This window comes from Paucilactobacillus oligofermentans DSM 15707 = LMG 22743 (assembly GCF_001434315.1).
In the GTDB taxonomy this organism is placed as follows: Bacteria; Bacillota; Bacilli; order Lactobacillales; family Lactobacillaceae; genus Paucilactobacillus; species Paucilactobacillus oligofermentans.
This window is the reverse complement of the sequence record NZ_AZFE01000031.1, coordinates 221,901-245,403: the sequence shown is the minus strand read 5'-3', so window position 1 is coordinate 245,403 and position 23,503 is coordinate 221,901. Positions and strand designations below refer to the sequence as shown.

24 protein-coding genes are annotated in these 23,503 nt (G+C 35.6%); 19 read left to right on the top strand and 5 right to left on the bottom strand.

The window, feature by feature from the left end:
• From FC70_RS04840 to FC70_RS04830, 3 genes are read left to right on the top strand one after another with little or no spacing between them, the layout of a single operon-like run.
• Nucleotides 1–816 (top strand): ABC transporter permease, encoded by an 816-nt coding sequence (locus tag FC70_RS04840; RefSeq protein WP_057890284.1) that lies wholly within the window; start codon nt 1–3, stop codon nt 814–816.
• Nucleotides 813–1,637: an ABC transporter permease gene (locus tag FC70_RS04835; protein WP_057889871.1), complete on the top strand. Its 825-nt coding sequence runs from the start codon at nt 813–815 to the stop codon at nt 1,635–1,637. The genes FC70_RS04840 and FC70_RS04835 overlap by 4 nt, the downstream gene beginning before the upstream one ends.
• On the top strand, nt 1,634–2,704 hold the full coding sequence (locus FC70_RS04830) for an ABC transporter substrate-binding protein (RefSeq protein WP_057889870.1): 1,071 nt from the start codon (nt 1,634–1,636) through the stop codon (nt 2,702–2,704). The genes FC70_RS04835 and FC70_RS04830 overlap by 4 nt, the downstream gene beginning before the upstream one ends.
• Before the next feature lie 54 nt (nt 2,705–2,758).
• Here FC70_RS04830 and FC70_RS04825 read toward each other — a convergent pair whose 3' ends face one another.
• From FC70_RS04825 to FC70_RS04810, 4 genes are all read right to left on the bottom strand, one after another.
• Nucleotides 2,759–4,165 (bottom strand): DHA2 family efflux MFS transporter permease subunit, encoded by a 1,407-nt coding sequence (locus FC70_RS04825; protein ID WP_057889869.1) that lies wholly within the window; start codon nt 4,163–4,165, stop codon nt 2,759–2,761.
• Between the two features lie 261 nt (nt 4,166–4,426).
• Nucleotides 4,427–5,830 (bottom strand): MFS transporter, encoded by a 1,404-nt coding sequence (locus FC70_RS04820; RefSeq protein WP_420835989.1) that lies wholly within the window; start codon nt 5,828–5,830, stop codon nt 4,427–4,429.
• Between the two features lie 9 nt (nt 5,831–5,839).
• Nucleotides 5,840–6,262, bottom strand: a complete 423-nt coding sequence (locus FC70_RS04815; protein ID WP_057889867.1) for a MarR family winged helix-turn-helix transcriptional regulator — start codon at nt 6,260–6,262, stop codon at nt 5,840–5,842.
• Nucleotides 6,263–6,377: 115 nt separating this feature from the next.
• Nucleotides 6,378–7,766 (bottom strand): APC family permease, encoded by a 1,389-nt coding sequence (locus FC70_RS04810; protein ID WP_057889866.1) that lies wholly within the window; start codon nt 7,764–7,766, stop codon nt 6,378–6,380.
• 118 nt (nt 7,767–7,884) lie between these two features.
• Here FC70_RS04810 and FC70_RS04805 point away from each other — a divergent pair, with 118 nt between their 5' ends.
• From FC70_RS04805 to FC70_RS04755, 11 genes are all read left to right on the top strand, one after another.
• Nucleotides 7,885–8,310, top strand: coding sequence for a bis(5'-nucleosyl)-tetraphosphatase (locus FC70_RS04805; protein WP_057889865.1), 426 nt, complete (start codon nt 7,885–7,887; stop codon nt 8,308–8,310).
• Between the two features lie 9 nt (nt 8,311–8,319).
• Nucleotides 8,320–8,874 carry a guanylate kinase gene (locus FC70_RS04800; protein ID WP_057889864.1) on the top strand — a complete coding sequence of 185 codons (555 nt, stop codon included), beginning with the start codon at nt 8,320–8,322 and terminating at the stop codon, nt 8,872–8,874.
• Nucleotides 8,875–8,960: 86 nt separating this feature from the next.
• Nucleotides 8,961–9,410, top strand: coding sequence for a Fur family transcriptional regulator (locus tag FC70_RS04795; protein ID WP_057889863.1), 450 nt, complete (start codon nt 8,961–8,963; stop codon nt 9,408–9,410).
• Between the two features lie 29 nt (nt 9,411–9,439).
• Nucleotides 9,440–10,051: a hypothetical protein gene (locus FC70_RS04790; protein WP_057889862.1), complete on the top strand. Its 612-nt coding sequence runs from the start codon at nt 9,440–9,442 to the stop codon at nt 10,049–10,051.
• A gap of 141 nt (nt 10,052–10,192) precedes the next feature.
• Nucleotides 10,193–10,579, top strand: coding sequence for a hypothetical protein (locus FC70_RS04785; RefSeq protein ID WP_057889861.1), 387 nt, complete (start codon nt 10,193–10,195; stop codon nt 10,577–10,579).
• Nucleotides 10,580–10,593: 14 nt separating this feature from the next.
• Nucleotides 10,594–11,409, top strand: coding sequence for a DUF6681 family protein (locus tag FC70_RS04780; RefSeq protein WP_057889860.1), 816 nt, complete (start codon nt 10,594–10,596; stop codon nt 11,407–11,409).
• A 177-nt stretch (nt 11,410–11,586) separates the two neighbouring features.
• The gene (locus tag FC70_RS04775) at nt 11,587–12,783 is read left to right on the top strand and encodes an aminotransferase class I/II-fold pyridoxal phosphate-dependent enzyme (RefSeq protein ID WP_057889859.1); all 1,197 of its coding nucleotides are present in this window, start codon (nt 11,587–11,589) and stop codon (nt 12,781–12,783) included.
• Between the two features lie 207 nt (nt 12,784–12,990).
• Nucleotides 12,991–13,734 (top strand): amino acid ABC transporter ATP-binding protein, encoded by a 744-nt coding sequence (locus FC70_RS04770; RefSeq protein ID WP_057889858.1) that lies wholly within the window; start codon nt 12,991–12,993, stop codon nt 13,732–13,734.
• 16 nt (nt 13,735–13,750) lie between these two features.
• Nucleotides 13,751–14,587, top strand: coding sequence for a transporter substrate-binding domain-containing protein (locus FC70_RS04765; RefSeq protein ID WP_057889857.1), 837 nt, complete (start codon nt 13,751–13,753; stop codon nt 14,585–14,587).
• Entirely contained in the window at nt 14,587–15,225 is a 639-nt protein-coding gene (locus FC70_RS04760) for an amino acid ABC transporter permease (protein ID WP_057889856.1), read from the top strand. Before FC70_RS04765 ends, FC70_RS04760 begins: the two co-directional genes overlap by 1 nt.
• 14 nt (nt 15,226–15,239) lie before the next feature.
• A complete protein-coding gene (locus FC70_RS04755) occupies nt 15,240–15,893 on the top strand; it encodes an amino acid ABC transporter permease (RefSeq protein ID WP_057889855.1) in 654 nt (217 codons plus the stop codon).
• A gap of 70 nt (nt 15,894–15,963) precedes the next feature.
• Here FC70_RS04755 and FC70_RS04750 read toward each other — a convergent pair whose 3' ends face one another.
• A complete protein-coding gene (locus tag FC70_RS04750; protein ID WP_057889854.1) occupies nt 15,964–16,992 on the bottom strand; it encodes an aldose epimerase family protein in 1,029 nt (342 codons plus the stop codon).
• Nucleotides 16,993–17,263: 271 nt separating this feature from the next.
• On the opposite strand from FC70_RS04750, the gene FC70_RS04745 reads away from it, so the two are divergent.
• From FC70_RS04745 to FC70_RS04725, 5 genes are all read left to right on the top strand, one after another.
• Nucleotides 17,264–18,439: an ROK family transcriptional regulator gene (locus FC70_RS04745; RefSeq protein WP_057889853.1), complete on the top strand. Its 1,176-nt coding sequence runs from the start codon at nt 17,264–17,266 to the stop codon at nt 18,437–18,439.
• A 167-nt stretch (nt 18,440–18,606) separates the two neighbouring features.
• The gene (xylA, locus tag FC70_RS04740) at nt 18,607–19,944 is read left to right on the top strand and encodes a xylose isomerase (protein WP_057889852.1); all 1,338 of its coding nucleotides are present in this window, start codon (nt 18,607–18,609) and stop codon (nt 19,942–19,944) included.
• A gap of 106 nt (nt 19,945–20,050) precedes the next feature.
• Entirely contained in the window at nt 20,051–21,553 is a 1,503-nt protein-coding gene (xylB, locus tag FC70_RS04735) for a xylulokinase (protein WP_057889851.1), read from the top strand.
• Nucleotides 21,554–21,664: 111 nt separating this feature from the next.
• Nucleotides 21,665–22,228, top strand: coding sequence for a cysteine hydrolase family protein (locus FC70_RS04730; RefSeq protein ID WP_057889850.1), 564 nt, complete (start codon nt 21,665–21,667; stop codon nt 22,226–22,228).
• Nucleotides 22,229–22,330: 102 nt separating this feature from the next.
• Nucleotides 22,331–23,347 (top strand): DUF4767 domain-containing protein, encoded by a 1,017-nt coding sequence (locus tag FC70_RS04725; RefSeq protein WP_057889849.1) that lies wholly within the window; start codon nt 22,331–22,333, stop codon nt 23,345–23,347.
• The last annotated feature ends 156 nt before the right edge of the window (nt 23,348–23,503 follow it).

Below are 23,503 nucleotides of genomic sequence, written 5' to 3'. Positions count from 1 at the left end.
ATGGGAACTCAAAAAAAATCATTTTTCGTAATCCCATATTTATTATGGATCGCGTTATTTGTAGTGGCTCCGATGGCATTAATTGTCTATCAGTCATTATTTGATATTACCGGTCACTTTACATTAGGCAACTATACTGATTATTTGGAATCAGCTACTTATTTAAAAATGACCTTTAATTCAGTTTGGTATGCCTTTTTAATTACGATGGTAACCTTGGTGATTAGTTATCCAACTGCTTATTTGTTGAATCAATTAAAAAATAAGCGGTTATGGCTACTGTTAATTATTTTGCCAACTTGGATTAACCTCCTCCTTAAAACATACGCATTTATTGGTTTATTTAGTCAAAATGGCTCAGTGAATGATTTTTTAAGATTTGTTGGAGCCGGCTCACATCAAATTTTATTTACTGATTTTAGCTTTATCTTCGTAGCGTCATATATTGAAATTCCATTTATGATTTTGCCAATTTTTAATGCACTGGATGAAATTAATCCATCATTGGTGAATGCCAGTCGTGATTTAGGTGCCAATACGTGGCAAACTTTCCGACGGGTGATTGCACCTTTAACGATGCCTGGCGTTAAATCTGGCTTTCAAGCTGTATTTATCCCATCGTTATCGCTATTTATGATTACGAGATTAATTGGTGGGAATCGGGTAATTACGTTGGGAACTGCGATTGAAGAGCATTTTTTAGTGACCCAAAATTGGGGCATGGGTTCAACAATTGGCGTAATCTTAATTATTGCGATGTTCGTAGTGATGTTCTTAACTCGAGAACGTAAGGGTAAAGGAGGTCAATCACGATGAAATCAAAACTAAAGTTAAGTAACTTGTATCTAACGTTGGTGTTTGTGATTATTTACTTACCAATTGCTTATTTAATTTTTTATTCATTTAATACCGGAGATACGATGGATCGGTTTACTGGCTTTTCAATGAAGCATTATGCAACGTTATTATCGGATACACGGATGATATCGATTGTCCTTAATACGGTGGTAATTGCATTATTATCTGCATTATTGGCCACTGTGATTGGAACTTTAGGGGCATTGTGGATTAATCAATTAAAGCAACGAACAATGAAGAATGCAGTACTATCCGTAAACAACGTATTAATGGTTTCACCAGATGTCATTATTGGGGCAAGTTTCTTAATTTTATTCTCGTTTTTAGGCTTTAAATTGGGATTTACCTCGGTGCTATTGAGTCATATTGCTTTTTCAATCCCTATTGTGGTCTTAATGGTGTTGCCAAAGATTAATGAAATGCCAAAAACAATGCTTGATGCCGCATATGATTTAGGAGCAACCAAATGGCAAACGTTATCGCGCGTGATTTTACCATCGATTACGCCAGGAATTTTTGCAGGCTATTTTATGGCCTTTACTTATTCATTAGATGATTTTGCAGTCACATTCTTTGTAACCGGAAATGGCTTTTCAACGTTATCAATTGAAATCTATTCACGAGCCCGACAAGGCGTTGACCTCGAAGTTAATGCATTATCGACACTGATGTTTTTAGTTTCCTTATTATTGGTAGTTGGCTATTATCTCTTGGAAAAGTATGGTCATACGCGGAAAATTAATCGCAACAAAATGATGAAAGGACCGAATGCGCAATGAAAAAGTTAATCGCGATCTTTGTTGGCATTTTGGTCGTTTGTGCGGTTATTACTGGAATTAATTACCAAATGAATGCGAAAACTACTGCTAATGAAAAGAAAGTTTTGAATATTTATAACTGGGGTGATTATATTGACCCGGCTTTAATAACAAAATTTGAAAAAGAAACTGGTTATCATGTCGTATATGAGACCTTTGATAGCAATGAAGCTATGTTAACTAAAATTAAGCAAGGTGGAACCAGTTATGATTTAGCGGTTCCGAGCGATTATACAGTCCAACGAATGATAAAGAGTGGTCTAGTTGCTAAAATTGATAAAACAAAACTAAGTAACTATCATAATTTGGATTCACGATTTTTAAATCTGTCATTTGATCCAAACAATGATTATTCAGTTCCTTATTTTTGGGGAACCTTAGGAATTGTCTATAATGATCAATATGTTAAAGCTAGTCAAGTTCAGCATTGGGAACAGTTATGGAATCCAGCATTTAAGCAAAGCATAATGTTGACGGATAGTGCCCGTGATATGTTGGGAATTGCTTTAATTACCCAAGGTCACGGAATGAATGATACTGATGAAACAGATTTGAAAAATGCGCAGACAAAATTAAAACAATTGATGCCTAATGTGAAAGCCATTGTTGCTGATGAAATTAAAATGTATATGAAACAAAATGAAGCTAAAATTGCCGTCACCTATTCTGGTGAAGCAGCTGAAATGATGTCGTATAATCATCATCTGCATTATGTAGTACCAACGGAAGGCAGTAACATGTGGTTTGATAATATGGTAATTCCTAAAACTGCCAAACATAAAGTCGCAGCGTATGCCTTTATTAACTTTATGTTGTCACCAAAAAACGCGGCTCAAAATGCGGAATATATTGGTTACTCGACGCCTAATAAGGCCGCAATGAAATATTTACCAACGAGTGTTCAACAGGATAAACAGTTTTATCCAACTGAATCGACAGTTGCTCATCTGGAAGTTTATCAAGACTTGCCACTCAAAGTGATTGGTAATTATAATGATTTATTTTTAGGTTTTAAGATGAGTAAATAATCTGTACTAAAAAAGTTCAATCCTTAGTTAAATGAGGATTGAACTTTTTTGTGTTTATTTAGTTTCTTTATTTTTGAAGGGAAAGACAACGACTTTAATGATGACGATTAATTCAATGACGATACCAACTAATAAAAAGGTGAAAGCTAGGTGGGTACCAAGTGCCGTTCCATGAGCCAAGGTCACGTCACTAGTTTGTTTGCTAGCAACTAAAGCCGCTGAAGCTGAAGTTCCAACCGCACCAGCAAATTGTTGAATAGTGTTTAAAACAGCATTTCCGTGGGCGTTTAATGAATTATCAACTTGTTTTAGACCATTCGTCATGATGTTACCTAAGTTTAAGCCAATTCCAATCATGAAGAGGAAGTGAAGTGAACCAATTGCTAAATCGCTTAGCTTGGTTCCGCTAAGGAAGAGGATAAGCAAGGCAAGGAGGATAACGCTTGAACCAAAAATTAATGGGAATTTAGCCCCATAACGATCTAAAATTCGACCACCTAATGGAGCAAATAAAGCACCAATTAATGCAGCTGGGAGAATAACTAATCCAGCTAAAATGGCAGTACCATGATTAACGAGTTGAATGTAGTTGGGTAGTAAGAATGCCAATCCTAGTAAAACCATTTGAATTGCAAAGAAGGCAATGACGTGGCCACTGAAATTTAAATTTTTGAAAATGGCAACATCAATAATCGGATTGTCAATTTTAGAAGAGCGCCAAACAAATAATATGATACCAACTAATCCAATCGCAAAAGCACCAGCAATGTTAATCGAAATAAAGGGGCTATTGCCTAAATTACTCGTTCCGAAAATTAATCCGGTTAGTCCGATAATGATAAAAATAAAACTAATAAAATCAAATTTTTGGTGGGTAAGTTTACTTTTTTGTTCGATATTAAAGATACCAAGAATTAGGGAGATAACTAGCAATGGTAAGAGCGAGATGAAAATATAACGCCAACCAATTGAGCTAACGACACTACCACCAAAAGTTGGCCCAATAGCTGGGGCAACAGAAGTGATAAGCGTACCAATTCCCATCATTGTTCCAATTTTATGGATTGGAACTTGTTCTAAAATAATATTGAACATTAATGGTAAGGCAATCCCGGTTCCAACTCCTTGAATCATCCGACCAAGGATTAATAGGGGAAATGTCGGTGCAACTGAGTCAAGGACAACGCCAATAATAAACATAATATTAGCAAATAAAAATAATGATTTTGTTTTAAAGGTGTGTTGTAAGGTTGCGGATAAAGGAACGATGATGGCAACAATTAGTAGATAGATGGTTGTCATCCATTGAACAGTGTTGGTTGAAATGTTGAACTGGGTCATTAAGGTAGGAAAAGTGATATTCATTGCCGTTTCAACGACAACCCCACAAAATGACATAATTCCAGTAGCGATAATTGCTAAAAGAACGTGAGATGAGATTTTTTGATTCGATGTATCCATGATAAATACTCCTTCTGGTTGTATAAAAATGTACCCGAGAATATTTTTCAGCGTTCATATAGTAATATTCTAATGTTGATACGATTAACAACAAATTATGATTTAAAATAGTTTTATAAAGGTAACGAGTTCTAATTATACTCGCTTTTGGGGCTTCATGAAAGAAGAAATCTGTAATACTATAATCGCTGCCTTTAGTAAAAATAATTACATTAAAAATCCGCTTAACATAATTTATTAAGCGGATTTAGAAAAATTGAATTATTTATTTTTTTGGCTTTTGAATGGGAAATCAACCACTTTAACTAATACAATGAATTCGATTAACATTGCTGTAATTAAAAATATCAGAGCTGAATGTGAGCCAGCTGCGGTACCTTGACTCAGAGTGACTTGTGTTGTTTGTTTAGTAGCAACAAAGGCTGCGGTTAATGAAGTCCCGACGGCACCGGAAAATTGTTGCATAGTTGTTAAAATAGCATTCCCGTGGCTATGCAGATTGCTATCAAGTTGCTTAAGTCCGTTAGTCATTAAGTTACCAAAGCTTAAACCGATTCCAATCATAAAGAAGAAGTATAGGCAACCAATTAGTAGATTTGATAATGAAGTCCCATTAAATACAAAGATTAATAAGACTATTAAAGCTATTCCAGAACCCATAGTTAGTGGCCCCTTAGGACCAATCGTATCAAGAATCCGACCTCCTAATGGTGCAAAAACTGCACCAATTAAAGCGCCAGGTAAAACAATTAATCCTGCTAATACAGCTGAACTGTGATTAACAAGTTGAATATAATTTGGTAGCAGGAACGATAGTCCAAGTGAAACTAGTTGGAAAATAAAGAAGGCAAAGACATGACCACTAAAATTCAGATTTCCTAAAACTTTAACATTGATAATTGGATTCTTAATTTGTGATGATCGCCATATGAACATCAAAATACTGATGATACCTATCGTAATTGCTCCACCAACTTTTAAATCTATGAAGCTAGTGTTACCTAGATTACTAAATCCAAAAATTAATCCAGATAGACCTAACGTGATAAAAATGAACCCGATAATATCAAAACGGGAATGCTTGATTTCACTTTTTTGTTGAATATTGAATACACCCAAAAAAAGTGAAATTACTAATAGTGGAATTAAGAAAATAAAGATATAACGCCAACCGATGGAACTAACGACTGCACCACCAAAGGTTGGTCCAACCGCAGGAGCAACGGCAGTGATTAATGTACCAATTCCCATCATCATACCGATTTTACTCATGGGAACTTGTTCTAAAATGATGTTGAACATTAACGGCAGTGCGATACCGGTTCCAATTCCTTGAATGGCACGCCCAATAAGTAAAATGGTGAAACTTGGTGCGATAGTGTCAATGAATACACCAAGAATGAACATTATATTAGCGAAAATAAATAATTGTTTGGTTTTAAAATTTTGTTTAAAAGTTGCTGATAAAGGTACAATAATTGCAACTACAAGTAAATAGATTGTAGTCATCCATTGGACAGTACTGGTGGATACATTAAATTGTTTCATTAAAGTAGGAAAAGTAATATTCATGGCAGTTTCAACAACGACCCCGCAAAACGACATGATACCAGTGGCAATAATTGCCATGATTACTTGATAGGAAATTTTTTGTTCTGATTGCATAATATTTGTTTACTCCTTGTTAATTTCAGTAATGTATTCGAGAATATCTTTGAATTTTTTAATATCTGTTTCAGAGAATTGTTGAGTGATGGTAGTTTGCTGACGATCACTGTATGCTGCAATATCAATGGCTAAAGAATTAGCTTTAGTAGTTAATTTCAGTGATTTTTGGCGAGCGTCACTTTTGGAAGTTGAACGTTCTATTAAATCTTTTTGTTCCATTTTTTGTAGTAGAACCGTTGCAGTAGAACGTTGAATGTTAAATTCGTGTTCCACGTTTCTTTGTTGAATTTCAACGTTTTTATTTTGAGACATGTAATCAATTACTGATATTTGAGTACTAGTTAAATCGAATTGGCGTGCGAATTTATCAAATTTACGGGTCATCTGATTACCGGTCTTTTTTATGAGTCGTGCGATGTTTTGTTCCATGATTACCTCTTTTAAATTAATTCGTTAGTAAGCTAACGAATTAATACTATACGCGTTTATTTAATTTAGTGCAAATAAAAAAGCATTTGCTATCGTTCAACAAATGCTTGATAAACTATTTTGTATTAATTTTGCTGTGCTTAAATCCATAAGTCAGATAAATGATTAATCCAACTAAGAACCAGATACCAGCAGCTAACCAAGTCTGTAATTGAAGCCGAGTCAACATGGCTAAACAAGCAATTCCTGAGATAATTGGAAGTGCGGGATACCAAGGAACGCGGAAGCCACCTTCATTTTTTATGTCCTTACGACGACGAAGTGGAATAATTCCAAATGAAACAAAAGTAAAGGCAAGCAAGGTTCCAATATTAACCAAACTAGTTAATTCATCTAGTGGTACGAACCCACCCATAAAGGCGATGATAATGGTAACCGCAATTAATGCATTTTGTGGTATTTTATTTTTATCACTAATTTTACTTAAAAATGTTGGAAGTAAACCATCACGACCAATTGAATAAACTAAACGTGAGCTTGAGTAGATCATTGTAACCATCATTGTGAACATACCAATTAAGGCACCAATTGAAATGATTCCAGCAGCCCAACTTTGATTAGCTACTTGAAGAGCAAATGAAACAGGGTTAGCAACATCAAGATCAGTATATTTTACCATTCCAGTTAGGACAATCGACACCGCAATATATAGGATAGTCGCAATTAGTAAGGTTCCGATAATCCCAATTGGCATATTCTTTTTTGGATTTTTAACTTCGGCAGCTGATGATGAAACAGCGTCAAAGCCAAGATAAGCAAAGAAGACAACTGCCGCTCCTTGGAACACCCCGTTCATTTTATATGGTAAGAACGGATGCCAATTTTGAGGCTTAACAAAGAAAATTCCAACTAAAATAAAAATAAAAATGATAGCAACTTTGATAATTACTGCCCAGTTATTAATCCGCATTGACGTGCTCATTCCACGAGAAAGCATAGCACCGATTGCAAGGATAATAATAATCGCAACTAAGTTGATATATGTGCCATGGGCTGGATCAAAAGGTCCGGAAATGGCTTTAGGAATGCTTAAACCAAAGCCTTGAATAAATGAATTGAAGTATGCAGCCCAACCGGTAGAAACGGCGGCCACGGCTAGCATGTATTCAAGAATTAACGCCCAACCAATAATCCAACCAACAATTTCACCCATAACAAGGTTACCATAAGAGTAGGCACTACCGGCAACAGGCAAGGCAGAAGAAAATTCGGCATAGCACATTGCAGCAAGTGCACAAACAATGGCTGAGAATAAAAATGATAGAATAATACCAGGACCACTAGTTGTAGCGGCCACAGTTCCTGGGAGAATAAAAATCCCAGTACCAATTACGGCTCCGACCCCAAGGGCGATTAGATCAAACGCTGATAGGGTCTTCGCAAAATGGCGATCACTTTCTAAGTATCGGTCCAAACTTTCTTTACGTAAAAATTTTGTGAACATCTAATACACCACCTCTTTAAATTTTAAAAACAAGATAAAATAGATTCTACCATAAGTTGATTAAAATTAAAATAACGTTAAAATTAAAAACATAATAATTAATAAAGGATGATGAAAAATGAGCTTAGAAATCACAAGTGGAGCCATTGTATATCGATTAAAAAATAATGAGATTCAGTACCTATTATTAAAAAGTGGTAATCAGGGACATTTTTGGGGCTTCCCTAAAGGACATGTTGAAATCGGGGAAGATTTAGTCACCACGGCTCATCGTGAAATATATGAAGAAACTAAATTAGATTTACCAATTGACCAAGCTTTTGGCGTTAAAACTGAATATGATTTACCAAATGGTAATCATAAAGAAATGAATTTATTTACGGCGAAAGTCAGTGAAGAAACTCCGATTGAACTACAAACAATTGAAATTGATGGGTCGCAATGGTTAAATTATGTGGCAGCACGTGAAAAATTAACGTATGATAATTTAAAAGAACTATTAGATCAAGTTAATCAGTATCTTGAAAAACAAAATGAAGAGTAGGGTAACGAAATGAAGCGAGTATTGGTAATTACGGGGGCAACAGGTTCTGGAAAAACAACGGTTAGTAAGTATTTACAAAGCAAACATCATCTACCCAAGGTAATTACGCATACTACCCGTAAGCCACGTGAGGGAGAAGCCGATGGGTTTGATTATTATTTTGAGACTCATGAGAGCATGCGCAAATTAACGTTGTTAGAACAGGTGACCTATGATTTTAATCAGTATGGTTCATCAATGGAAGGTTTAGACCAAGCTTGGGAAAAGGCTGATTTAGTGACTATTGTGCTTGACTCAAAGGGTGCAACTACCTATAAAGAAGTTTTGGGAGATCAAGCGGTTGTGATTTTCTTAACGGTTTCAGAACCGGATGCATTAAAGGAGCGGTTAGCTAATCGCGGCGACGAAAAGATTGCGTTAATTCAACGGATTAAGAGTGCCGAATATCATCGTGATTTGAAAATTCCTAAACAGCTTGATGGTCAATCTAAAGTGATTGTGAACGATAATTGGAATCAAACTAAGCAAGAGCTTGATCGAATTGTTACGGAACTTAAAGATTAGATTGCGGAGTTAGTAATTTGTAGTTATCAGTTTATCTATGCTAAAATATTTAAAGCGTAATCGTTATTATTTAGCGGGGGAATAAAATGGCTGTAGAAGTAGGTCAAGCACTTAAAATTTTAAAAGATGAAAAGTATAAATTAACTAAGCAACGTAAATCGTTGGTTGATTATTTAGCTGAACATCAACAAAGGTATGTCGATGTTACGAAAGTCGATGAATATTTACGACAACTGTATCCGGGGATGAGTCATAACACGATTTATCGTAACTTAAAAGAGTTCGAGGAAATTGGCATTGTCGAAATGCACGTGAAAAATGATCAGATGCAAGTTAAATTTCAGTGCGATTATAAACATATGCATCATCATCACTTTGTTTGTTCAAATTGTGGATTAGTTCAAGAAATTGAAATGTGCCCAATTGATATGACTTTTTTTGATCAACAATTACCGGGTGCTGAAATTGATGGCCATCGATTTGAATTATATGGTCTATGTGCTGAATGTAAAAAGCAACAAAATTTGAACGCATAAATTACTTACTTATTATTGGGGATTAATAAATGAGTTTATTCAGAAAAATCGGGAAAACAATAAGATTTTTAAATATTATTGCTTATGGTAATAAGGTAGCTAAGCTAAATAAGATTAGTAAAAAGAAGAAAAAAGTAATTAATGTTAATCATCGGATTATGAAAGGCAATATCGTTGATATTTGTTTTGCGATAATTTTGATGATTTTTTCGTCTATCTATTTATATGATGAGATTACGTATGAGCACGCCACTGCAACAGTTGTTGGAATTGAAGAACATTATACAACGCATAGTGGACGTGGCGGCTTTTATCAGAATCATACGAGGGCTAATGTTGAGTTTTACAGTCCAGAAAAGCAAGCCATGATTCCTTTTTCACCAGAAACTAAGCTTGATGGTTTTTTGGATAAGGGCGATAAGGTTAAAATTGAATGGAATCCGAAAGATTTATATTCGATTAGAAAACAGTCAATCATGAGAGATATTGTGTGGACAGGAGTTCTAGGATGGTCAATCTTTTTATTAGTCTTTCCAATGGATTACATTTTAAATAAAAACGTGTTTTTAAACATTGGTAAAGATGACGATAAGAAACCTGCTACATATGTAAGATATCCTTCAAAAGATAAAAATAATTAGATCGATAGTGAAAGATAATTTTACTGTCATTTTTAGCAGAAACGGTTAAGACAAACTTATAGAATCTTTAACAATAAAATCAGCATAAAATCGGAATTTTGATTTAAAATGTATTCAAAGCTATTAAAGGAGAAATAAACTATGGCATATCGAACCCCACCATTTATCACGCCGTTTGCAATTGTTTCACTTGTGTTGGCATTAAGCGCCACCAATGTGGTTGTGAATACAACGACGCATACTAGTGAAGGAGCACCAACGAGTTCAAGTTCCAGCGTAAGTGTTAGTTCTAGCTCTGCAGTGTCTTCGAGTTCGTCAAGTGTGCCTAAAGAAAGCAGCTCAGCATCTAGCTCAAGCACTGAGGAGTCAAAGGCAGCAACAACTACGACCGCTGATACAGATACGACTGCTGATACAGCGGCTGATTCAACGGCTGATTCATCTGCTGACGCTACTACTGATTCGGCAACTGATACCACAACAAGTTCAAGCACAACAACAACTACGGCAGCCAATGCAACAAGTTAATAGGAGAAAATAATATGTTAACGATTTTAGATATGATTAACCGTTCATTAAGTTACTTTAATGTAAATACTAAATTAAAAAATCAAGCTTACGTGGTTGTAGGTTTCTTTGGTGAGTTTTATTTATTCTATGTTGCGTTTCGCTTATTAAAAAATCAGGCTTATGTTCGAGGTTTGCTGTTTATGCTGGCCTTTGCTGCGTTAATGTACTTTGTGGTGTTGAATTTTATTTATTATTTTACAGATAAAAAAGCTAAATTTGATATTTCACCTAAAATTGAAAAGTTATTGGGTGGTCCAAAACTAACTGAAGCAGAACGTTTAGCTCATCAACAAGGCAATATGAATGTACCCGCCAATGGACTCTTTGTTAATGACCAAATTCTACCGGCAGATGTTGCGATTAATGATCATGAACAAGCTAATTTGAAACGGGTGGTTAAACAACTGATTCGAGAAAATATTTTGCAAGCTGATTACGGACATCGCACGGAAAAAGAAATTGTGAAGCGAAGTCGTAAAGAAGATGAATCAACGCAAAAATTAGTTGAAAATCAAACGGTACCTTATTTCGAATTAGTACCAACGGGTGGTCGCTTAGAAATCTTCATTGGTTTAAATCGGATGGAACGGCTAGCAGTGGGGCATTTAACTAGTGTCGGATTAACTGATATTAAATCAGCACAGGAAGATTATCATATTTTCCTTGCGAATGTATTTATTACCGGTGGACCAGAAAAGTTTGCGGGTCGAAGCGATGCCACAATCGAACATGATCGTCCGTACGAGTTGAATGTTAAGGTTGCTTATAAAGGCAAAGATGATAAGTAAAATTACGCAATAGGATTAAAACGTTACTAACTGGCGTATTACAAGTGGATTACTTGTGATATGCCTTTTTTATTTTAAGAGTACAAAATAAGTCATGTTCACAAATTAACTTTGACACAATCCCTGGTGGTTGCTATATTATAGTCAGTTTTTAATTAATAGAATTGAGGGATGGACATGAGCGAAAAGGTACAACAATTGTTAGGCCGAATGCATGATGAATTAGCAGACGTTAAACCATCAAGTATACGAGCGTTTGACCAGGAAGCATCAAAAATTCCGGGAGTCATTAAATTAACTTTGGGTGAACCAGATTTCAATACCCCAGAGCATATTAAGCAAGCTGCGATTAAGAGCATTGAAAACAACCACTCTCATTATCCACAATCTGCTGGGACACCAGGGTTACGCGCTGCTGCCGCAGATTTTCTCGATAAAAAATATAATCTCAATTACACTGCAGACAATATGATTGTTACGGTTGGAGCGACTGAAGCAATTGCTACAGCTGTTTTGTCGGTGACCAATCCTGGTGATGAGATTATCGTGCCAACACCAATTTGGCCAATGTATATTTCGATTCTGAAGGCTCATGGAGTTGTGCCCGTCTATATCAATACGGCGGAAGAAGATTTTGTACTTAGTCCTGCAAAGTTAAAAGCAACCTTAGATGAACATGGTGATAAAATTAAAGCGGTGGTATTGAATTTTCCTTCAAATCCAACCGGAGTCACTTATCGTCGTAAAGATACTAAAGCAATCGCGGATGTGTTATCTGATCGGAATGTATTCGTCATTGCAGATGAAATTTATAGTGAATTAACATATGGTGAAAAGCATGTTTCGATTGCTGAATACCTTCCTGAACAAACAATTTTAATTAATGGTGTCTCTAAGTCACACGCAATGACCGGTTGGCGCATTGGAATTATGGCTGCACAAGCAGATATTCAAAAAGAGTTATTTAAAATGCATCAATTTTCTGTAACCACGGCGACTTATGTGGCTCAAGATGCTGCTGAAGAAGCTCTTACTAATGGTTTTGATGATGGTCTTGAAATGTGTAAAGATTATCAAAAACGTGGTGAATTTGTGCATGAACAAATGACTAGTTTTGGGTTTAAAGCCACGAAACCGCAAGGAGCATTTTATTCATTTTGTAAGATTCCGGCTTCATGGGAAATCTCTGACTGGGACTTTTGCCGTCAATTATTAGTTGAACAAAAAGTTGCACTAGTGGCTGGGTCACCATTTGGTCCTGGCGGCGAGGGCTACATTCGAATTAGTTATGCTTCATCAATGGCAAACTTACAAGAAGCAATGAAACGAATTAGTAAATTTATTGAAAATAATTTTAAAAATATCGGTAACTAATGAGTGAAAGACACGATTAGAAGTTAATAATCGTGTTTTTTTATATATTTTTTTACCAAAATTGATAAACTTGTGAATTTTTTACAACGATAATGTTAACAATTCTTTGACGACACCCCCGTTATGGTATAAAATTCTACCTAGCGTTAATTTAAATCGGCGTTAGGTTTTGATTAGAAACCGTGCGAAAGAGTGGAGGATTTTCATATGTCAATGGTCGAATTTCACGATGTCCAAAAGTATTACGGCGATTTCCATGCCTTAAAGGATATCAATTTAACGGTGGAAGCCGGTGAAACGGTTGTTTTAATCGGACCTTCAGGCTCTGGAAAGAGTACTTTAATCCGAACAATTAACGGCCTTGAACCAATTCAAGAAGGTCGTCTAATTGTTGATGGCTTTGATTTAGCCGATAAAAAAACTGATGCAAATAAGATTCGTAAGAATGTTGGGATGGTTTTCCAACATTTCAATTTGTACGCGAATAAAACAGTGATTGAAAATATCATGTTAGCACCACGAATTGTTCTTAAACGTGATGAAAAAGAAAATAAAGAATTAGCCTTAAGTTTACTTAAAAAGGTTGGTCTTGAAAGTAAAGCTAATAATTATCCACGTCAACTTTCTGGTGGACAACAACAACGAATTGCGATTGCACGTAGTTTGGCTATGAGTCCTAAGTTGATTCTATTTGATGAACCAACTTCTGCCCTAGATCCTGAAATGATTGATGATGTTCTAAACGTTATGAAAGATATCGCACGTGATTCTAGCATGGGAATGATCGTGGTAACTCATGAAATGGGCTTTGCTCGTGAAGTGGGAGATCGGGTTATTTTTATGGCTGATGGTGAAATTCTTGAGGACGATACTAAAGAACAATTCTTCGATGGTGAACCAAGTAATGAACGTGCTCGTCAATTCTTAAGTAAAATTATTGTACACAAGTAAGAAGGGGGAAACAGCCATGAAAAAGGTTGGTCGTTTCATGGGCTTGTTTGCTGCTCTTGCGTTATTGCTAGTCACAATGACAGCTTGTGGGTCAAGCAAAGCTCTATCAAAACAAGATGTTTTAAAAGTTGATACAAACGCAAACACGATTACCTGGGGTGTTAAAGCTGATACAAAATTATTCGGTTTAATGAACATTAAAACTAGTATTGATCAAGGGTTTGAAGTAGATATCGCTAAGGCGTTAACTAAAGAAATTCTTGGTAAGGATGGTAAAGCAATTTTCGTACCAATTACTAGTTCAACCCGGGTGCCATTACTTAGAAATGGCAATATAGATGCTATTATTGCAACAATGACAATTACACCAGAACGAGCTAAGCAAGTTGATTTTACTCGTTCATACTTTAATGCAGGACAATCGATTTTAGTAAAAAAAGGCAGTTCAATTAAAAGTGTTAAGGATTTGAATAAAAAAGGTAAAGTGGTAATTGGAGTAGTAGGGTCAAACTCAGTTCAAAATATTGGTAAGTTTGCTCCCAAGGCGAAACTGCTACAAATGTCTGATTATGCACAAGCCTTAACGGCATTGAAGTCAGGCCAAGGGGATGCGTTGACAACTGATAATGGTATTTTGTACGGAATGTCAGCAGATAATCCTGGTTATGTGGTTGTTGGTGGGTCATTCACTCAAGAACCATATGGGATTGCTGTTAACAAAGGACAGACTAACTTTAAAAACCGAATTAATAAAGCCTTAACAGCGATTGAAAAAGATGGTACTTACAATAAGATACTGATGAAATGGTTTGGAAATGTCCAAGGATTCAATTATGAGGAGATGAAGCGATAATGATTCATATTTTTGCAACTGAATGGCAACCGTTATTACAAGGTTTCGGACAAACGTTGTTGTGTAGTATTATTGCGCTATTCTTCAGTTTGATCATTGGAACTATGTTTGCTATTTTTGAAATTATGCCTAATAAAGCAATGCGAGTTATCGGTAATATTTACGTTGAAGTTTTCCGTAATATTCCATTATTGGTTATCACTATGTTCTTCTTTGTAGTTATTCCACTTTACGTTGTAAAAATTAGTGGATTTGCTGCTGGAACTATTGGATTAACCATTTACACCTCAGCATTTATTGCTGAAACCGTGCGGGCAGGAATTCAGTCCGTTGATGGCGGTCAAATGGAAGGGGCCCAGTCTAATGGATTATCTTTTTGGCAAGCTATGCGGCACATTATTTTACCGCAAGCTTTCAAAATTGTGATTCCACCATTGGGTAATCAATTTATTAACCTAGTTAAAAACTCATCAGTTTTGGCATTCGTTGCGGGATTTGATTTGATGTATCAAGGTAATATGATTGCCAATGACACATTACAAACGATGTCAACGTTCTTTGCTGTTGGAATCTTGTACCTAATTATTACGATGCCATTGAGTTATTACATGCGCCATCTAGAAAAAAAATTAGCCTAAGGAGGTAGTCGAAAATGCAAACATTTATTGATGCATATTCATGGTTAAACCTACGCTACCTTCTACAAGGTTTGTGGGTTACTGTTGAAGTTTCAGTCATTTCAGTTATTCTTAGTTTTATTTTAGGGACTATTTTAGGGGTTATTCGTTATTCTGAAATTAAGTATTTTTCAGCAATTGTTGGGTTTGTAATTGATCTAATTCGTAACTTACCATTATTGTTGATTATCTTCTTTACTTACTTTGGATTACCTAATCTTGGATTTAAGCCACCAGTAATTGCCGCGGCAATTATTGCCATGACCGTCTTTGAATCAATGATGATTGCTGAAATTGTTCGTTCAGGAATTATTGCGATTGATAAGGGTCAAATGGAAGGTGCTCAATCAAATGGGATTGGTTATTGGACTGCGTTAAGAATTGTGGTATTACCTCAAGCAATGAAAAACATGGTTCCAGCACTAGTTAGCCAATTTATTTCTTTGATCAAGGATACTTCATTGGGAACGATTATTGTTCTTCCTGAAATGATGTATCATGCCCAAATTATTTATGGTCAAAACACAAATTATATTATTCCAATGTTTGTTGCCTTAGCTGTACTTTACTTTATTGTATGTTACGCACTTTCATTAGTTGGAAAATATTTTGAACGTCGGTTAGCTTAAGTAAATAGTGTAAAAAAATAATCTCATCACTGTAAAAGTGATGAGATTATTTTTGGTTTAAATATATATCTTAAAATTCAGGTACAATTTTAATTTGATAGTTCTTAGTTTCGTTAGCCTTCAAGGTTACATCACCAAAGTTAGGATGATGTGGGGTATCAGATAAAGTTTGAGCTTCTAATGCAACGGCTTGGTATGGATGAGCAGGACCGTTAGTATAGGTAGCCACGTCATTAAATGAGTTAGCGGTGAAGACAACTAAACCATTACGATCTGAATATAATTTAATTGAGCGACCACTATCTTGATCTTTTAAGGTAGCAGCGGCTTCATCACTATCAGGGTCAACCACTAAAATGTCATCAAATCCCTTTTCATCAGTATTTGACATACCATCGATTGCGTCTTTGAATAGTGTAGGTTGATTGAAGTCAAATGGTGTATTGGCATTAACCAATAAGTTACCAGTTGCAATCTTTTCATCATCGAATTCAAGATGTGATCCAGAATTTGCTTGGAAAGTATGGTTAAGAATATTATAAGTTTCTGACAAGTTCCAGTATGCATGACTTGTTGGGTTAAATAATGTATTAGCATCAGTTGTACCTTCAAAGTCAATGGTTACTGAATTATCCTTGTGTAATGTATAAGTTACCTTAGCATCTAAATTACCAGGGAATTTATCAATGGCTGGAGTAAAGGTAAAGCTAAGTGTAACTGAAACACTGTCAGCAGTTTGGTTAGTTGTAGCTTGCCATACTTGATTAGCAAAACCATTTGAGCCACCATGAAGACTGTTATTACCTTCATTTTGATCAACTTGGTAAGTTGTTCCATCAATTTCAAATTGGCCACCTTTTAAACGGCCACCGATTCGTCCAACAATTCGTCCAGCGTAAAAGGGGTTGTTAGTATAATTTTCAAGGTTGTCAGAACTTAGTAGCAAGTTAACAGTTCCTTTATCAGCCGGAACGTTGAATGCTTGCCAGAGAGCAGCAAACGTAAGAACGGAAATGCTAACACCGTTATCATTAGTTAAAGTGTACTTTTCGACATCTTGTGAGTTAATTTTTCCAAATGGGGCTTTTTCAATATTCATAAGTGGTTCCTCCGTATTAATTAGGTTTGTAATGTAAGCGATTAAATACATTCTATCACTACTTAACAATAATCTAAATAGTGAAGATTAATTAAAATATATAAAACATTTAAAAGCAATTGCATATTAATGAAAGCGCTTGTATAATCAGAGTCAGTTGTTGGTTGTGTAAAAAAACAAACTAATTAAAAATTGATACAATTTATTTTATTCAAACTAACTGGAGGTTATGATAATATAAAATATATCAAGTAATAAACAAGGAGTAATTATGACGCTTAGAAAAGAAGAAATCAGAAGTAATAATGAAAAATCAGTTTTACAACAGATTTTTATCGATGAACCAATCTCTAGAATTCAGATTTCTCGTAATTTGGGTCTTAATAAGTCTACAGTATCAGCGATATATAACGACTTAAAAGAAAAAAAACTAGTCGTTGAAACTGGCCAAGGTGATAGTTCTGAAGTCGGTGGGCGTAAACCAGTGATGATTAAAGTCAATAAAGACTACGGGTATACGATTAATTTTGATTTAGGGTTTAATCATTTAGATATCATGGCTAATTATATAGAAGGAACGCCATTTTTTTATGATCGAATTTATACAGTTGGCAAAGACATTTATGAAATAGTCGAAATGTTTAAAGATGAAGTAAGACGCTTAAATGCTACTCGTGTTGGCTTAATGGGAATCTCGGTTGCAATCCATGGAATTGTGTTAAATACTAAGATTCAATCTTCGCCATTTATTGATATGCAAGATGTTGATTTATATCAAGTTTTAAAAGATGAATTTAACGTCCCAGTTGTACTTGAAAATGAAGCTAACTTAGTTGCGATGGCACAACGTGATTTTTCTAAATTATCAGATAAACGATTACATAATATTGTTGTATTTAGTATTCATAAAGGAATTGGTGCGGGTATTATTATTGACCATGAAATTTATCGTGGTGAATATGGTGAAGCGGGTGAAGTTGGTCGATCGGTTTATTTAACCGATTTTAGTGATCCAACTAATTTGATTAAGATTGAAGACTTTGCCTCACAAGATGCAATTATTGAAACCATTCGTGATAGTTTAAGTCAACCTAGTTTAGATTTTGCAGGTATGGCTAAGTTATATTACAAGCAAAATGAGCAAGTGGTGAAAGCTGTTGATGATTTTTGTAGTTATTTAACGTTGATTATTTATAATACGGCGATGGAATTAAATCCTGAATCAATCTATATTAGTTCAGATTTAGTTGAAAATATTCCAGAATTGATTCCAGTTTTGAATGCAAAGTATAAGGTCATGTCAGGTAATAACCTAATTGAAATTTTTGACATGCCAGGAGCCCGATATTCATCATTATTAGGTGGATGCTCGGCAATTACCCATAAAGCATTAGCAATGGATGGAATGGACTTAAAGTTTAATTCTGACCTCGAAAAAATATTGTAAGCTTGAATAAAATAACGTTCCTCGGATAGTTAGGACTTTAAACTAATTATTCGGGGAATTTTTATCGATTTTTTTGGTGAAAGGGGTTGCAATATAAAATGTAAGCGTTATACTATTCTTGTAAGTTGGTTGAAACAACAAACTAAATTCAGGAGGCACTTTTAATCATGGCATATTGGAACGTAGACAAAGTCCCTTACGTGGGCACAGATAAATTAGAATCAGGTTTAGGATTTCATTATTACAACGCGGATGAAGTTATCGGCGGAAAGAAAATGCGTGACTGGTTGCGTTTCTCAGTTGCATACTGGCACACATTTGACCAACGTTTAATTGATAACTTTGGTGACGGAACTGCTGTTCGTCCTTATGACAAGTATTCAGATCCAATGGATTTGGCACTTGCTAAGGTTGACTACGCATTTGAATTTTATGATAAATTAGGCGTTGACTTCTTTGCATTCCACGACCGTGATCTTGCCCCAGAAGGCGACACACTTCGTGAAACTAACGCAAACTTAGACAAAGTTGTTGATCGCATTGTTGAATACCAAAAAACAACAGGTAAAAAAGTTCTTTGGAATACTTCAAACATGTTCTCAAACCCTCGTTTCGTATCTGGTGCTGCAACTTCACCATTTGCTGACGTATTCGCATATTCAGCTGCTCAAATCAAGCATAGCTTGGAAGTTGGTAAGCGCGTAGGTTCTGAAAACTATGTATTCTGGGGTGGACGTGAAGGTTACGAATCACTTTGGAACACTGATATGAAGTTAGAACAATCTCATGCTGCTAAGTTATTCCATATGGCTAAAGATTATGCTAATGAAATTGGTTTCGACGCACAATTCATGCTTGAACCAAAACCAAAGGAACCAATGACTCATCAATATGACTTTGATGCTGCTACAACAATGAACTTCTTAAAGGAATACGATCTTGATAAAGACTTCAAGTTGAACCTTGAAGGTAACCATGCTAACTTAGCTGGTCATACTTATCAACATGAAATCCGTGTTGCTCGTGAAGCCGGTATGTTAGGATCATTAGATGCTAACGAAGGTGACAAGCTAATCGGATGGGATATCGATGAATTCCCATCAAACCTTTATGAATCAGTTGCAGCTATGACTGAAGTTGTTGAAGAAGGACAAATTGGACCTCATGGTGGATTGAACTTTGATTCTAAACCACGTCGTTCATCATTCGAAGCAAATGACCTATTCTACTCACATATTGTTGGTATGGATACATTTGCTGCCGGATTACGTGTTGCCTTGAAGATGAAGGAAGACAAGGTTCTTGATAACGTTGTCGCTGATCGTTATTCTTCATACGATAAGGGTATTGGTGCTGATATTGAAAGTGGTAAAGCAGGACTAGCAGAACTTGAAGCTTATTCAATTGATAAGACTCAAAAAGACGTTCGTGATGCTACACATTCAGATCATCTTGAACAAGTTAAAGATACAATTAACCACTACATTATTGACGCTTTGAAGTAATCAAAGTTTCTTAATGACAAGTTAATATAGGTAAATCATAAGTGGAGGATGGAATAATTATTCCACCCTCCACTTTATTTTATAAAATGAAAGCGAGGAATCGACGATGAGTTATGTACTTGGTGTTGATTTAGGAACTAGCGCAGTTAAAGTTTCAGCCGTTGATCGTAGCGGTAAAATTGTTGCACAAGAAAGCTTTGATTATGAATTAAGTAATCCCAAACCAGGATATAGTGAACAAAACCCAGAAGACTGGGTTTCTGCTACTACAGTTTCAATTGTTCGTTTGATTTTGAAGGATGGAATTAAGCCTGAAGAAATTGAAGGAATTAGTTATTCTGGTCAGATGCATGGACTAGTTTTACTTGATGAAAATAAACAAGTCTTGCGTCCAGCAATTTTATGGAACGACACTCGAACCACTAAACAACGTGAAGAAATTCTTGAAGTAATGGGTGATGAATTTATTGATATTACTCGTAATCAACCTCTTGAAGGATTTACGTTACCTAAGATTTTATGGGTTAAAGAAAATGAACCTAATATTTTTGCTAAAGCAAAGACATTCTTATTACCTAAAGACTACTTGCGTTACCGCATGACTGGCGAAATTGCGATGGAATATTCTGATGCTGCCGGAACCGTATTACTCGATGTTGCTAAGAAAGAATGGAGTAAAACCGTTGCTGATAAATTCGGTATTTCAATGGATATGTGTCCACCATTGATCGAATCAATTGGCTTTGCTGGCAATATTTCGGAAAGCTATTCATTATTCTCTGGGCTATTGCAAACTACTAAAGTGTTTGGTGGGGCTGCCGATAATGCTGCTGGGGCAGTGGGATCAGGTATTTTAGCACCTAACATGGTGATGGCTAGTATTGGTACTTCAGGTGTTGTCTTGAAGTATGATGATAATGCCAATGTTGATTACAAAGGTAAACTACATTTCTTTAATCATGCAATTCCCGATAAATTCTATACCATGGGAGTAACTTTAGCAGCTGGTTATAGCTTGAGTTGGTTGAAGAAGACTTTTGGACCAACTGATGATTTCACTGAATTTGTATCCAGTGCTGCTGAATCAAAAGTAGGAGCTAATGGGTTAGTCTTTACACCATATATTGTTGGTGAACGGACACCATATGCTGATGCTGATATTCGCGGGAGCTTTATTGGGATTGACGGAACTGATACTCGGGCCGATTTTGTCCGTGCAGTTCTTGAAGGAATCATCTATTCATTCGCAGATATTATGGATATCTTTGATGAAAATGGTCAAAAATTCGATACGGTTGTATCGATTGGTGGCGGATCAAAGAGTCCACTTTGGCTCCAAATTCAAGCTGACATTTTCAATAAGAAGGTTGTTAGTCTTGAAAATGAACAAGGACCAGGAATGGGAGCTGCCATGTTAGCTGCTGTTGGTTTGGGATGGTTCGATACGGTTCAAGATTGTGCCGCGGAATTCGTTCACTTTGGTAAAGTTTATACACCAAATGCGGAAAATGTTGAAAAGTATCAAGCAATGCATAAAATCTACAAACAGGTTTATGGTGCAACTGCTGACATTAGTCATCAATTACTTGACTATCGTCGTAAATATTAATTTAAAAGGATTGAAATTCTACCTAACGGAAGAGTTTTAATCCTTTTTTGCTAAATAAATGACACTAGTAGTTGATAATGATAAAATTTAGCCAACTAAAACAATGAGGTGATGAATTTGAGTAAGCAAGACGCATTATTAATTATCGATTATACGAACGACTTTGTTGACGACCAAGGGACACTGACATGTGGAAAACCAGGCCAAGAAATTGTGAATCGGATTGTTCAATTAGCTGACCAAACTTTAGCGAATGATGGCTGGGTAATGTTACCAACCGATGTTCATACACCTAATGATCCATATCATCCTGAGACTAAGTTATTTCCAATCCATAATGTTAGAAATACATGGGGACGAGAATTCTATGGTCCATTAAAAGTATGGTATGAGAATAATAAAAGTCATCCTAAAGTTGGGGTGATGGACAAAACGCGGTATAGTTCGTTTGCGGGAACCAGTTTAGATATTGATTTACGTGCTCGTCAGATTAACCATGTGATTTTAACGGGTGTTTGTACCGATATTTGCGTATTGCATACGGCAGTCGATGCGTATAACTTGAATTATCAAATTACGGTACCACAATCGGCGGTAGCAGCCCTAAATGATGCTGGTCAACAATGGGGACTTAATCATTTTAAAGGTGCACTAGGAGCAGAAATAGCTGAATAAAATTGGGAATGCGCATATTATATATGCGTATTTTTGGCCAAATTGTGACCAACTCAATTGGTATATTACTAATACTGAATATAATCATTGGAGGTAATTATATTGTTAAGTAGTAAAAAAGCTATTTGGATGCTGGGAGTTGTGGCAGTGATTGCGGTTGGATTTTGTGGGTATGAACTATTTTATGCTAATGATACTGCCGTAAATACGAGTAATACGAAGAATAAATCGACGTCGAATGCTAAAAAATATTGGAATGATAATAAAGATAATAAGTTGAAATCATTTATGAATGATTTTGATGACACCTATGAACAAGCAACTAAGAATAATAAATTGAAGTTTAATCAAATGTCATTACCAAGTGATTTAAAAAACATTAAGATGAAAATCGGTGAGAAGACCGTAACCGGTGAGTGGTCAACGACTGGGGTTGGTAATCAAGATTATGAAATTGTGGCGGCTTATACTAATGCAGAAAACGATACTGATAATGCTAAATTGTATTTGTTTGCTATTCATAATAATGCCCCCACAATTTTACAGAACACTAGTACGTCTTCCAAACCAACGGTAACCGTTGTACATGATGCTGATCTAATTGATAATTTTGAAAAGGTAATTGATGGTAAAATACCATCATTAGAATCAGAATCAAGTTCGAATAATACAAGTCAGACCAAGGATGAGGTTAAAGAAGCTAAAAGTAGACTTGATTTAACGCAATTAGCAACTAATGATTTTTCTAGTTTAGTCGGAACTTGGAAAAATGAAACTACTGGTGATTCTTTAGTTGTCACCGATAAAACAATGGATAGACCTAGTGGTAGTAGTGTATCAATTACTGTGGGAGCAGTTATTGATGGAAAGAATGATTACAATGGCTATCAAGAAGTTATTGGATCTGGGAATATCGAAGATGGATATATGAGGGGTTCAATCGGAACTTTTAATATGAAATCATATGGTACTTTCCAACCACTGAGCATTATTCCTGCTGGGGTAGATGGATCTAGTGCTATAGCTAATGGGTATGATGATTCAGATATCAGTCGTGATCGATTAATTTCTGGTGGCGGTCAGGCTGGTTTTGCATCAGAAGCTTATTATCGTGAATAGTTAGAAGTTTAAAATATGTAACAGGTTGAGTGAAATTGCTCAGCCTGTTTTTTTGTATATATTAACAATAAAACTGGATATTTATGAATAATTATTAATTTAATTGATAATTTGCTTATAAATGGTGTATAGTATACCTAACAATTTATACTTTAT

Bases quoted from the DNA above. Each gene is read 5' to 3' on its own strand.
- FC70_RS04840 (WP_057890284.1), top strand. From the start codon at position 1: ATGGGAACTCAAAAAAAATCATTTTTCGTAATCCCATATTTATTATGG.
- FC70_RS04835 (WP_057889871.1), top strand. From the start codon at position 813: ATGAAATCAAAACTAAAGTTAAGTAACTTGTATCTAACGTTGGTGTTT.
- FC70_RS04830 (WP_057889870.1), top strand. From the start codon at position 1,634: ATGAAAAAGTTAATCGCGATCTTTGTTGGCATTTTGGTCGTTTGTGCG.
- FC70_RS04825 (WP_057889869.1), bottom strand. From the start codon at position 4,165: ATGGATACATCGAATCAAAAAATCTCATCTCACGTTCTTTTAGCAATT.
- FC70_RS04820 (WP_420835989.1), bottom strand. From the start codon at position 5,830: ATGCAATCAGAACAAAAAATTTCCTATCAAGTAATCATGGCAATTATT.
- FC70_RS04815 (WP_057889867.1), bottom strand. From the start codon at position 6,262: ATGGAACAAAACATCGCACGACTCATAAAAAAGACCGGTAATCAGATG.
- FC70_RS04810 (WP_057889866.1), bottom strand. From the start codon at position 7,766: ATGTTCACAAAATTTTTACGTAAAGAAAGTTTGGACCGATACTTAGAA.
- FC70_RS04805 (WP_057889865.1), top strand. From the start codon at position 7,885: ATGAGCTTAGAAATCACAAGTGGAGCCATTGTATATCGATTAAAAAAT.
- FC70_RS04800 (WP_057889864.1), top strand. From the start codon at position 8,320: ATGAAGCGAGTATTGGTAATTACGGGGGCAACAGGTTCTGGAAAAACA.
- FC70_RS04795 (WP_057889863.1), top strand. From the start codon at position 8,961: ATGGCTGTAGAAGTAGGTCAAGCACTTAAAATTTTAAAAGATGAAAAG.
- FC70_RS04790 (WP_057889862.1), top strand. From the start codon at position 9,440: ATGAGTTTATTCAGAAAAATCGGGAAAACAATAAGATTTTTAAATATT.
- FC70_RS04785 (WP_057889861.1), top strand. From the start codon at position 10,193: ATGGCATATCGAACCCCACCATTTATCACGCCGTTTGCAATTGTTTCA.
- FC70_RS04780 (WP_057889860.1), top strand. From the start codon at position 10,594: ATGTTAACGATTTTAGATATGATTAACCGTTCATTAAGTTACTTTAAT.
- FC70_RS04775 (WP_057889859.1), top strand. From the start codon at position 11,587: ATGAGCGAAAAGGTACAACAATTGTTAGGCCGAATGCATGATGAATTA.
- FC70_RS04770 (WP_057889858.1), top strand. From the start codon at position 12,991: ATGTCAATGGTCGAATTTCACGATGTCCAAAAGTATTACGGCGATTTC.
- FC70_RS04765 (WP_057889857.1), top strand. From the start codon at position 13,751: ATGAAAAAGGTTGGTCGTTTCATGGGCTTGTTTGCTGCTCTTGCGTTA.
- FC70_RS04760 (WP_057889856.1), top strand. From the start codon at position 14,587: ATGATTCATATTTTTGCAACTGAATGGCAACCGTTATTACAAGGTTTC.
- FC70_RS04755 (WP_057889855.1), top strand. From the start codon at position 15,240: ATGCAAACATTTATTGATGCATATTCATGGTTAAACCTACGCTACCTT.
- FC70_RS04750 (WP_057889854.1), bottom strand. From the start codon at position 16,992: ATGAATATTGAAAAAGCCCCATTTGGAAAAATTAACTCACAAGATGTC.
- FC70_RS04745 (WP_057889853.1), top strand. From the start codon at position 17,264: ATGACGCTTAGAAAAGAAGAAATCAGAAGTAATAATGAAAAATCAGTT.
- xylA (WP_057889852.1), top strand. From the start codon at position 18,607: ATGGCATATTGGAACGTAGACAAAGTCCCTTACGTGGGCACAGATAAA.
- xylB (WP_057889851.1), top strand. From the start codon at position 20,051: ATGAGTTATGTACTTGGTGTTGATTTAGGAACTAGCGCAGTTAAAGTT.
- FC70_RS04730 (WP_057889850.1), top strand. From the start codon at position 21,665: ATGAATTTGAGTAAGCAAGACGCATTATTAATTATCGATTATACGAAC.